General features: G+C 36.3%; 6 protein-coding genes. All 6 read right to left on the bottom strand.

Annotated elements, in window-relative coordinates; translation table 11 throughout:
- Positions 1-35 precede the first annotated feature (35 nt).
- Positions 36-3857, bottom strand: a complete 3822-nt coding sequence (gene rpoB, locus LO744_RS03775) for a DNA-directed RNA polymerase subunit beta (RefSeq protein ID WP_230667245.1) — start codon at positions 3855-3857, stop codon at positions 36-38.
- 420 nt (positions 3858-4277) lie between these two features.
- Positions 4278-4871 carry a hypothetical protein gene (locus LO744_RS03770; protein ID WP_230667244.1) on the bottom strand — a complete coding sequence of 198 codons (594 nt, stop codon included), beginning with the start codon at positions 4869-4871 and terminating at the stop codon, positions 4278-4280.
- Positions 4872-4890: 19 nt separating this feature from the next.
- Positions 4891-7311, bottom strand: a complete 2421-nt coding sequence (locus tag LO744_RS03765) for a thrombospondin type 3 repeat-containing protein (protein ID WP_230667243.1) — start codon at positions 7309-7311, stop codon at positions 4891-4893.
- An 80-nt stretch (positions 7312-7391) separates the two neighbouring features.
- On the bottom strand, positions 7392-8021 hold the full coding sequence (locus LO744_RS03760) for a hypothetical protein (protein WP_230667242.1): 630 nt from the start codon (positions 8019-8021) through the stop codon (positions 7392-7394).
- A gap of 443 nt (positions 8022-8464) precedes the next feature.
- Positions 8465-9049 (bottom strand): hypothetical protein, encoded by a 585-nt coding sequence (locus LO744_RS03755; protein WP_230667241.1) that lies wholly within the window; start codon positions 9047-9049, stop codon positions 8465-8467.
- Between the two features lie 18 nt (positions 9050-9067).
- Positions 9068-12481 carry a hypothetical protein gene (locus LO744_RS03750; protein WP_230667240.1) on the bottom strand — a complete coding sequence of 1138 codons (3414 nt, stop codon included), beginning with the start codon at positions 12479-12481 and terminating at the stop codon, positions 9068-9070.
- Positions 12482-12590 lie beyond the last annotated feature (109 nt).

The following is a 12590-nucleotide window of genomic DNA, read 5'->3' as shown; positions in this document are numbered from 1 at the left end:
TTTCAAACTTCAAATAAATTAATTTCAAATCGAATTTATTCCTCAAGTCTTACGTCTAATCCAAGACCTTGTAACTCGTGAAGTAGTACGTTGAAAGATTCAGGAATACCTGGTTCAGGCATTGCTTCTCCTTTCGCAATCGCTTCATAAGTTTTTGCTCTACCAATTACGTCATCTGACTTCACAGTAAGGATCTCTCTCAAGATATTTGATGCTCCAAATGCTTCAAGAGCCCAAACCTCCATCTCTCCGAATCTCTGACCTCCAAACTGAGCTTTACCTCCTAATGGCTGTTGAGTAATCAATGAGTAAGGTCCGATAGAACGTGCGTGCATTTTGTCATCAACCATGTGTCCTAATTTCAACATGTAGATAATACCTACCGTTGCAGCCTGAGTAAATCTCTCTCCAGTACCCCCATCATAAAGGTGAGTGTGACCGAATTTAGGAACTCCTGCTTTCTCAGTATACTCAGTGATTTGATCTAGAGTAGCACCGTCAAAGATTGGTGTAGCAAACGTCATCCCTAATCTCTGACCAGCCCATCCAAGAACCGTTTCATAGATCTGACCGATGTTCATACGAGAAGGTACCCCAAGTGGATTCAATACGATATCTACTGGTGTTCCGTCTTCTAGGAATGGCATATCTTCTTCACGAACGATTCTCGAAACGATACCTTTGTTACCGTGACGACCCGCCATTTTATCTCCAACGTTTAGTTTACGTTTTTTAGCGATATATACTTTAGCCAACTTCATGATACCTGCTGGAAGCTCATCTCCGATAGAAATTGCGAATTTCTCACGGTTTTTAACTCCTTGAATATCGTTGAATTTGATTTTATAGTTGTGAATCAACTGCTTGATCAATTCGTTTTTATCGTTGTCAACCGTCCAATCTGCACCGCTTACGTTAACGTAATCTTCAACTGAAGTTAATAATTTGTGAGTAAACTTCATTCCTTTACCGATGATTTCCTCATCTAAGTCATTGGTAACTCCTTGAGAAGTTTTACCGCTAACCAAAGTGTTTAATTTTTCAATTAAACTGTTTCTCAACTCATCAAACCTAGCCTTGTAAGTGTTTTCAATCTCTTCAAGTTTAAGTTTTTCTTCAGTTCTTTTCTTTTTATCTTTAATGTTTCTAGAGAACAATTTTTTGTTGATAACAACACCTCTTAATGATGAATCTGCTTTTAATGAAGCATCTTTCACATCACCAGCTTTGTCACCAAAGATTGCTCTAAGAAGTTTCTCTTCAGGAGTAGGATCAGATTCACCTTTTGGAGTAATCTTACCAATCATGATATCACCAGGCTTCACTTCAGCACCGATTCTGATCATTCCGTTCTCATCAAGATCTTTTGTAGCTTCTTCAGAAACGTTTGGAATATCTGCTGTCAATTCTTCCATACCTAATTTGGTATCACGAACTTCAAGAGAATACTCATCTACGTGGATTGAAGTAAACCAGTCTTCACGTACTACTTTTTCGTTGATTACGATCGCATCCTCAAAGTTGTAACCCTTCCAAGGCATGAACGCAACTACTAAGTTTCTACCAAGAGCTAATTCTCCTTTTTCAGTAGCATAACCGTCGCAAAGTACTTGTCCTTTTTCCACGATATCACCTATTCTTACGTTTGGTCTTAGGGTAATGGTTGTACTCTGGTTAGTTTTTCTAAACTTCGTAAGGTTATATGTTTTTGTAGCAGATTCGAATGATACTAAATCTTCGTCTTCGCTTCTTTCATATTTAATGGTAATCTTATCAGCATCTACATACTCTACAGTACCTCTACCTTCAGCATTGATTAAGATTCTAGAATCTTTCGCAACTTGTTGTTCCAGACCTGTACCTACAATTGGAGCTTGTGGCTTCAACAAAGGAACTGCCTGACGCATCATGTTTGATCCCATCAACGCTCTGTTCGCATCATCATGTTCCAAGAAAGGAATTAATGAAGCTGAAATACCAGAAATCTGGTTTGGTGCAACGTCAATCAAATTAACCTGAGAAGGCTCAACTACAGGATAATCACCGTCTAGACGAGCAATAATTCTGTCTGTTAAGAAAACACCATTGTCATCTAACTCAACGTTTGCCTGAGCAATTACTTTATCTTCTTCGTCTTCTGCATTTAAATAAATAGGATCTCCATTTAATTCTACAGTTCCAGCATTTACTTTTCTATACGGAGTTTCGATGAAACCTAACGTATTGATTTTAGCATAAATACCTAAAGATGAAATCAAACCAATGTTTGGTCCCTCAGGAGTTTCGATCGGACAAATACGACCATAGTGAGTATGGTGAACGTCACGTACCTCGAAACCTGCTCTTTCTCTTGATAAACCACCAGGTCCTAGGGCAGAAAGTCTACGCTTGTGCGTGATTTCTGATAGAGGGTTGGTTTGGTCCATGAACTGAGAAAGCTGGTTGGTACCAAAGAATGAATTAATTACTGATGTTAAAGTTTTAGCATTAACAAGATCTAGAGGAGTAAATATCTCGTTATCTCTAACGTTCATTCTTTCCTTAATAGTTCTTGCAATTCTCGAAAGACCTACACCGAACTGCCCTGCTAATTGCTCACCAACAGTTTTAATTCTTCTGTTTGAAAGGTGATCAATATCATCAACATCTGTTTTTGAATTTACCAATTCAATTAAGTGTCTTACAATTGCAATGATATCTTCTTTTGTAAGAACCTCAGTTGTAGTAGGGATATTAAGACCTAACTTTTTGTTTAGTCTGTAACGTCCTACTTCACCTAATGAATATCTTTGCTCAGAGAAGAATAATTTTTCGATAATTCCTCTTGCAGTTTCCTCATCGGGTGGATCTGCATTTCTTAGCTGACGGTAAATATATTCTACTGCTTCTTTTTCAGAGTTCGTAGGGTCTTTCTGTAACGTATTCTGAATGATAGAGAATTCGTTAGCATTTTCTTTGTGAATCAAGATAGATTTCACACCTGCATCTATGATAAGATCTAAATGCTCTTTTTCAAGAATTGTTTCTCTATCTAAGATGATTTCGTTTCTTTCGATAGAAACTACCTCACCAGTGTCTTCGTCTACGAAATCTTCGAACCAAGTGTTCAATACTCTCGCAGCCAAAGTTCTACCTTCTACTTTTTTAAGGGCAGCTTTAGAAACTTTCACTTCTTCAGCAAGATCGAAGATTTGAAGGATATCTTTATCAGATTCAAAACCGATTGCTCTTAATAACGTTGTTAAAGGTAATTTTTTCTTACGGTCGATATACGCGTACATTACGCTGTTGATATCAGTTGTAAATTCCATCCAAGATCCTTTGAAAGGGATAATTCTTGAATAATATAGTTTAGTTCCGTTTGCGTGGTAAGTTTGCCCGAAGAATACACCAGGTGAACGGTGAAGCTGCGTAACAATAACTCTTTCTGCACCATTGATGATGAAAGAACCACTATCAGTCATATAAGGAACCGGACCTAAGTATACATCTTGCACAACTGTCTGAAAATCTTCATGTTCAGGGTCTGTACAGTATAATTTAAGTCTAGCTTTTAGAGGCACGGAATACGTTAAACCTCTTTCCACACATTCGTTGATAGAATAACGTGGAGAATCTACCAAATAGTCTAAGAATTCCAATACGAATTGGTTTCTAGAATCGGTAATAGGAAAGTTTTCTTGGAAGGTTTTGTGCAAACCTTCTTTCTTTCTGTCCTCAGGAAGTGTGTCTAGCTGGAAAAAATCTTTAAATGACTCTAACTGGATATCTAAGAAATCCGGAGTAATGATTTTTCCTTTAGCCGAAGAGAAATTAATTCTCTCAACTCCCCTAGTTGTTGATGTTGTTTTACTCATAAAACTTTTAAGAAAGGGTTAAAAAATATTTTGTTTTTATTCAAAAATATCAGAACGAAGAAGAAACAAAGTAAAAAGCAAAAAGGGAAAAGTGTTTTTGGCGCTCACGTAAGAACCTTAATTCCTTAACTTTATATCTTTATCAAATTCTAACTGCAACACTGGTATATCTTTTCACAGTGTAATGCAAAATATCTTTATTTTTATCTAATGGAATATAAATTTTAAACGAAATAAAACAGAGAAGACCCTTTTATTTTCATAAAAGAGTTGATTTTCAGTATTTTACCGTAATATGTTTAATTTTTAGCGCCAAAAGAGAATGCAAATTTACAAAATTTAAATTTCATACACAATAAAAAACCACTTCAAAATGAAGTGGTTAGCATTTAAAAATGATTTTTTTTGCTTTAAAAACAGCTATCCTGCCCTCCAATACGACCAAACTGTACCATTGTAGACACAAAATAGTTTTCTTACCGGATCAAAAACCATCATTCCCGGTGCAGGGCTTTTAATATTTATTTCAGGATTCTCAACCAAGGGTGGAATCATCGCTTTGTTGGTATCTGCTAACACTAAAATCCCAGGAGTAAGATCTGAAAGACTTCCTCCGATTTGAGATTTAGCCTCTGTTTTCTCAGGGTAAGAAACATTTGTTTGTAAAGCAGCGTCTACTGCGGTATTCCCTCCTGTTGCCGGCAATTCATTGGTATGAACCGTTAAATCAACCCAAGTACCGTTGTTTTTAGAAAACTTTACTTTGCGGTCAGCACGATCCAAAACCAAAGCACCGCCTTTTTGGTTTGCAGTGGGATGTTGACTAACAGCTCCTGCATTGGTTACCCATGGTAAAATCAATCCTTTAAAACCTGATCCAAATTCTAAAGAAATGGAAGGATTAGGCGTCGTTGTAGATGGAAGAACAGTTAAAGAAGATTTCCCAATCGCTACCTGTGCAGAAAAAGTAACCGTACAAGAGATTCCTAACATGATTGAATATATAAATTTCATTTTTTTTAAGATTTTAAAATTAATTTTCTAGAGGACAAGATTGTGTATTAAAACATTTCCAACCTGCTCTTGTACCATCCGTATTAATTTTCAGACAGTCGCTCGTTGTATCATAATACATCATCCCCATTACAGGTACCGTGATGGCAGGATTTCCTCCTGAAAGTGGTTCACCAGCGTTTGCTCCAGTTGTACTACTTGGCATTCTATTGATGACTAAAGCTTTTGTATCTGCCTCAAGTGCCGTCCAGCCATTATTTCTCAACATCGGCCAGTTTGAATTATCAGCACCCGCTCTGTTGAAAGCCGTAATTCCATGTTTTGTAGGATTATCAGTGCCGGTTGTTGTATTTGGGGTATTATAGCATTTACAGTCATTAAGTGCTGCATTTTGAGAATTACCGATTCCCTGCCCGATATCAACTGTTCCGTCTGTGTTATCAACAATTCCAGCAGTATTGGTATGATTTCCATTAGCACTATTTACCAGAAGAGGAACTCCATACCCTTCAGCTTTTATACTGATAATCTGACTCGGAGAACCAGAAGTTGTTCCGTTTCCTAAAACCTTAATCTGACCTCTGTAATTGTAATTTGGATCTGAAGAAGGAAGACTTAAAGAATGAACCTGAGTGTATTTTACATTTTCAGAACCTTCAATAGCATCGGGACAACCATCACCATCTGAATCTACATCAAACTGATTTGAAATACCGTCGTTATCAGGATCACAAAAACCATTTTTAACACCGTATCCATTCCCTTTAATATAGGTTGCTCCTTGAACCAACTGACTAAGGACAACATCATTTGCTCCAGAAATATTCCATGTGATTGTATTAAAAGAATTTCCATTATAAAGCTCTAAAGGATATAATTTTCCATCTCCCGCTTTACTACCATACATATTGATGCTGCCATTTTTATGAATAATAATTCTCACCAAAGGATTGATAGAATTACCCGTCATATCATAAACCTGAGGCACACCATCATTTCCGTAACGATTATCGCCAACAAATCTTATATTATCGGTTTGATTAGGTTGAAACTGAATTTCACTTGTGGCAAGCTTTACACCATTTATCGTTAAATTAAAAGAATTATCTAACGTAAAAACATCGAAAATAAAACCTAAATCAGCAGAAGGAGCCGAAAAATTAACCGTTGTACCATTTGAAGTGTTAAAAGGCTGATTAACAAAATAATTAGGACACTCGAAAATATCTAAAATACCATCGTTATCAGAATCTAAATCTAGCATATCTCTAATGCCATCATTATCTGTATCTTTATCTACAAACGTAGTATAAACACAAGAAGTTGTACTCCCGTTCAAATCAATCGTAAGGTTAGAATTACCTCCATTTCCCAAACCACTGTACGCTACAGGAATATCGATATGTGTAGTAGCAGTTGTAATGGTTGTATTATGAACCGTATTAACACCTGCACCTGTTACATTAATGGTATAATTACCTGGAGTATATATATTGGATATAGGAACTCTCAAGGTACGGGTAGAAGAAGCACCTGCAACATAAGGAGTATCATTAAGAAATCCGATTGACCCACAAGTAAAAGTAAACGGTACAAAATAATCTACCGATGCCAAGTCGATATTCGCCGAAGTTTCATTAAATTCATAAATAGCTTGTGTATTAATAGCACCTGTAGAGAGATTAATACCCCTAACTGTAATTCTAGAATCTCCTGTAATGGTTGCTATAAAAACTTTATTATTCAAGTATGCCATTCCCTGAATTCCATCATCGTTTGATGGTGTTGTTGCATCCGCAAGCTTTATCACTTTCGTAGCCTTTAGATTAGCTATTGATATTTTATATAAAAATCGATTCGCTCCACTATTAATAAACGTATAAATATTATTTTGGTAGTCGCAAAAGGAGTCTGTTCCAAAAGCGGTTCCGTTTTCCCAATCTGTATCTGTAGGCACCGCTGCAGTAATTACTCCTACAAGAGCCGGATTTGGGTTAATTCTGTATAAGTTTTTTTTTAAGCTTTTAAAACCGTAGGTGTATCCAAAATAGGGTCCTTTCACATTATTGGTTCCGATCCCTCCGATATCTTCAGGTAGGGTAATTGCTCCCACTGCATTTCCATTTTTGTATAAAGCAGTATTTTTTGATATATCAGAGTGGAAAAACACCAATTGCCCACTATTTCCTGCAACAGCATCATATCCTATCGCCAAATTACTTGTTCTTAATCTATTGCTACCACTCACATTAATTATTGATAATGGTATTGGTAGCGCCTTCACTGTAGATGAAGGAGCTGCAAGAAGATCTGTAGAAATGTCGTAAACCCTACCTGTGCGGCCAGAAGATAAATACATCTTACCAGCCTCTTGAGCATATGCAGACATATTAAATAACAACACCAAGAATACACTTAGTATTTTATAATTTTTTATCATAAAATTTTAAATTTTAAAAAAAAGAATATTGGAAAAGACCAAATTGACCTTTTCTAGTAAAAAATTGACACTTGTTTTTTTTAACTTAAAAAAGGCGGAGGCCTTACAGAAAAAACAGTTGAAAAACAGAAATCCAGAGATTTACTACTATATAGGAAATACTGATGCTGATGTATAAATTTCAAATTTTCTTTTGCCGCAAAATCTTTTTCTGCAAAAAACTTATCTAAAAAATATTGGTGCTCGGAAGATGAAATATACTTTTTATGAAAGCCCGAAAATTCATGAAAAGAATCTTCAGTATGATTAGAATAGATTTCCCATTGAGATTTTTTTATTTTACTTTTTTGAAAATCTTTAATTCTTTTCTCTGTTTGTTTTGCAGACTCATCATTTTGGAAAGCTCTGGTTCTATCCTCAATCCCAATCCCAACCTGTATATGTTTAGAAATATTATTAGTTTTTGGCAGACGTTCACAGATTACTAATTTCTGCTCAGTAATGACCTTTGCATTTTGAAGCTGCTTTGTAAAATTTACATCGCTTGAAAATATCTCAATATTTTTTTCGATATAAATAAAAGATGCATTTAAAGTATCTTTTCTATTTTCCTTTGCCGAAAAAGAAGTAATTTGAAAAAGAAAAAGAATGGATAGTTTCAGAAAAAGGTGAAATTTAGAAATTTTGTGGAAACAAAAAAACTTCAACATTGTTTTAAAAAAAAATCTTTTATCCATGCTTAATTTGTGCTTTGCAAAGATATCGCTTTATTTATTAACTAAGCGTTTGTTTAATTAATTTCTCACTGAAAATCTATATAAAAAAGAAAGATTTTTAACCTCAAAATCAGACCCGAAACAATTGATTTTCAACCTATAATTCATTATTTTTATTAATTAGGGATAATTAATTACATATGGTAATAATTTACCCATACATTCTATAAGAAGCAATGATTATTGTCAATTCTAATTGAAAATTTCGACCTTCAATTTTATTTACTGAATCGCTCCCATTAACATGAAATAATTCAGGAGAAAAGCGCAAAAACTTTCTGTAATAATTAAATTTCTACCCTATTATATTTCATCCAAAAAAAAAACCACTTCAAAGCGAAGTGGTTATTATATAAAAAATTAATTAATTGTATGAATTACTGTTTAGCCCAAAAAGACCATTCTCTGCCATTGAAAACAGCAAGTTGATTGATGGGAGCCGTGGGCGTTCCGGTTAAAAAAACCATCATTCCCGCACTTGGGCTCACAATATCTGCAATGGAACTTACTCTTGGTAAGACCATTGCTTTATTGGTATCTCCCAAAACCAAAACTCCAGGGGTAGAATCTGTTAATGGATTACCACCAACAAGTACTTTTGCAGCTGTATTTTCATCATTGGCATCAGAAGTAAAAGCTGTAGTTGGCGTTAATGCACCTACCGATAAATCTACCCATTGCGAAACTACCGTAGAGTTTGGGGTGGCAGCTTTGGCAAAATATATCTTTTGCTCTGTTGCACGACTATCAAACACAATCGTTCCCGGAACTGCTCCTGCAACAAGGCTTGTTTGCGATACCCAAGGCAAAACGATGCCTTTATTGCCTCCCGTTGCATTTCCAAACTCTATAGAAACACTTGTATTGGCTGGTAATAAAGAGGGGGTGGTTTTTCCTATGGTTATCTGGCTGTAAAATAATCCTGAAACGATTGACAAAATTGCTATGCTATATTTTTTCATTTTTTTAAAATTTAAAGATTAATACTGATCGCAAGTTTGTTTGGTGTAGCAAGCCCATACTGTTCCGTCATAGATTTTCAGGCAATTCAAATCAGTATCATAAGCCATCATTCCTCTTACTGGAGCAAGGCCATTAATCTGAGCTGTCGTTAGTCTATTCAGCACAAGACCTTTGGTTTTAGCGTCTAAAGCGGTGTATGCACCTGTAATTTTCATTGGCCAGTTTCCATTACTTGCTCCCGCTCTTCCCAAAGCTGTAATCCCTTGATTGGTTGGAAGACCTGCTGTAGCAGTATTAGCCGGTTTGTAACATCTACATTCTAGATCTTGCAGTGTAGAATTAAGAGAAGTCCCTATACCTTGCCCCACATCTGCAGAACCATCTGTATTATCTACAACACCTGCCGTATTATTAGTATTATTAAGAATATTATAGTTATTAGCCCCATTATTTAGCAACTGTGGTACTCCTCTCGCTGCTGCAAAAGTACTAATCACCTGCACAGGAGTTCCCGCTGTAGTACCATTTGCCAATACACCAATCTGTCCAGGATTAGAAGTTGCCGTCATAGGATTAATCATTTTATAAGTTACACTTTCAGAACCTTCAATAGCATCCGGACAACCATCACCATCAGAATCTAAATCTAAATCATTGGGTATTCCATCATTATCTGTATCACAAGCACGAATAAGTATCGAAACATTATCAACACTCCAATCATCGAATGCAGAATTCATCCTGAAACCTAATACTGCAGACGCTGGTCCTGAATAGAATATGTCTAATGTAAATGTCTGCACATTATATCCTGATTGAGGAAATGTAGAATAAGATACAAAAGTAGTTGTGGCACCGTTTTGTGTATTTATGGTAATATTATTCGTACCCAATGCCCTTACTGTACTATTATTTAAGGTAGCATAAACTACTCCATTCAATAGAATATCCAAAGAAGCACTAGAACCAGAGGCATTATTACCATCCTGCGCACCTACTGTGAACGTTAAAGATACAATTCCTCCTTGTGCTTTATCTAAATTAGTTAATGTTTGAGATAGAGTTTGATTTACTGCACTGTCAGTAACATTAGATGCAACACCTCCAGAAATCACCCAACCTCCAGAAGAAGCCCAATTACCAGTGTTAAAGCCAATATCAAATGTTCCATTAACAACGGTGTTCACACCTGGACATTCTACACTATCTAAAATTCCATCATTATCATCATCCAAATCATCAGCATCAGGAATACCATCCTGATCTGAATCTGTACATCCATTAAAAGATGCATTTTGAGAAATCCCTAAACCTTGCCCTACATCAGAAGTTCCATCAGTATTGTCGGCAACCCCTAAGGTATTTCCAGTATTACTTGCTGCTGGATTAACCAAAAGAGGAACTCCATTTGCTCCAGATACCGTACTTACAATCTGAGATGGAGTACCAGTTGTTATACCATTTGCCAAGACCTTAATCTGCCCTCTGTAAGAGTAATTAGCATCCCCCACAGGTAATGTAAGCGAATGAATTTGAACAGCAGTTACATATTCACTTCCTTCTATTGCATCAGCACAACCGTCTCCATCAACATCGGTATCAAACTGGTTGATAATACCATCTTTATCTAAATCATAACGATCATCTACCCCATCAAAATTGGTATCAACAAATCCTGGAGATTGAGGATTTATATAATTAGGAATCGCACTACCATTATAATAACCTAGAGGATCTGTTAAACCATTATTTTCAACAGTATCTAAAATGCCATCGTTATCGTCATCTAAATCTATATTATTAGGAATTCCATCAAAGTCGTTATCACAGCCAGGTAAACTTAAAGTACGCAATGCAGATTCGACCTGAGAACCATAAAACCAAGTATTGATAATTCTAGCATTCCCATAATCATCTTCTAGTGTAGTAGTATTACTTCCTTGATTCGCCGTTAAAGGTGCAGGCGTTGCCAACGTAGGATTTGAACCATCCCAAGCATGGCTTGGTCCCACAATACCTGATCTCAGATTAGGAGTAAAAGTACCTCCTACCGTTATATTTGCATTGGCATTTCCCGCAGTACCAAATGCTGTAATACCAGAATCATCCCAAAATAATGGTCGATTTCCTAAGTTAGGGAATATTGAAATTGCCGATAAACCGTTGGTATTCAATTCTGCATCAATCATTGGAAGATTTACACGACCTTGAAGTAAAAGAACCGAAACTCCTGCCGAAAAATTGACCGGCGGTGTTCCTCCTAGGCCATTAAGACCATTCCAGGCCATAATATTATTTCCTACAGGTACATTAAAAGCCTGTAAAACGACATCTTCTGTACCTGGCTGATAACCAGGAATACCATTAAGATCTAATGTAACCGCAACATCTCCTGTTCTGTCTAGATAATACGGAATAAAATAAGCTCCCGGACATCCATAGATATTTCCCGTAATTGCTGGCGAACCCACTGTACCATTCTGAAAGGCTACAGGATCTGGTGTTGTAAGAAAGAGTCGATAACCAGTTGGTAAAGCAGGATAAGTAATTGTATTAGGAGCAGTAAAAATACCATTTCGGGATTTATTATCTGCTGCGAAGTTTCCAGTACTTGCCACTCCTTCAAAATTCATCACCAATTGAAAACCAAAAGGCTTAAATCCGTTCTGAAAATCAACAAGAGCCTTAAAGCCATCATTGGTAAAAACATAGAAATCTCCTTCAAAAGAAGAAGTAACAACATTGGGAAAGTTAGTATCAATAATATTGGTTGTAATAAAACTCCAGTTTCTAGACCACAATCTGCCGTTAATTACGCTCGTTGTTGCTCCCGCTCCCGTTGCTACTGAAATATCAAAATAGGGAAACGTTACATTTCCGTCAGCAGTAGCAGTAACTGCAGTTACGCCGAGATCATCACTTCTATACAATTCGATTGTAAATTCTCCATTTACAATAGGCTGATAAGTAAAAGGGCTATAACCACCACTTACATTTGGGCCATTCCAAGCTTGACCGTAAGTAGAAATAAAACCTGGGAGCCCAGCCGTTGTAGGAATTAACCTTTTATAAACCTCTACTCCTGAAGGATTAAGGATTCTGACATAAGCATTGGTAACCAATGTAGTAGCAGAATTATTGAACGTACGGGGCATAAAACCTGAAAGAATACTCTCGATATTGAAGTTTTGTACTGTAACTTTTAATTTGGAGTTAACCGCTGAGCCGGGATAAGAACCTGCAGCACCGGTTGGATTTACGAGATAAGCAGTACCGTTTGCCGTTGCTGCTCCGCTTCCATTTCCAGGAGAAACCTGCTTTGTACCATCTGCGAAAACGTGATGAAAAAAGAATAATGAAACAACCATCAAAAATCTAGTGATTACGTGCTTTTCTATTCTAAAATTATTGAATTTTAAATATTTACTCATAGTTTTTAGTTAAATACCAACCTGCGTGTATAAAAACAAACGTTTATTTACCACATGAAAATATGATAGAAGTGTGAACAATTTTTAGCCCTAAAAAAAAGCTACAGGA

It is taken from the genome of Chryseobacterium turcicum (genome assembly GCF_021010565.1).
Lineage (GTDB): Bacteria > Bacteroidota > Bacteroidia > Flavobacteriales > Weeksellaceae > Chryseobacterium > Chryseobacterium turcicum.
Note: the sequence above shows the minus strand (reverse complement) of the source record. Positions and strands in the feature narration are given on the sequence as shown.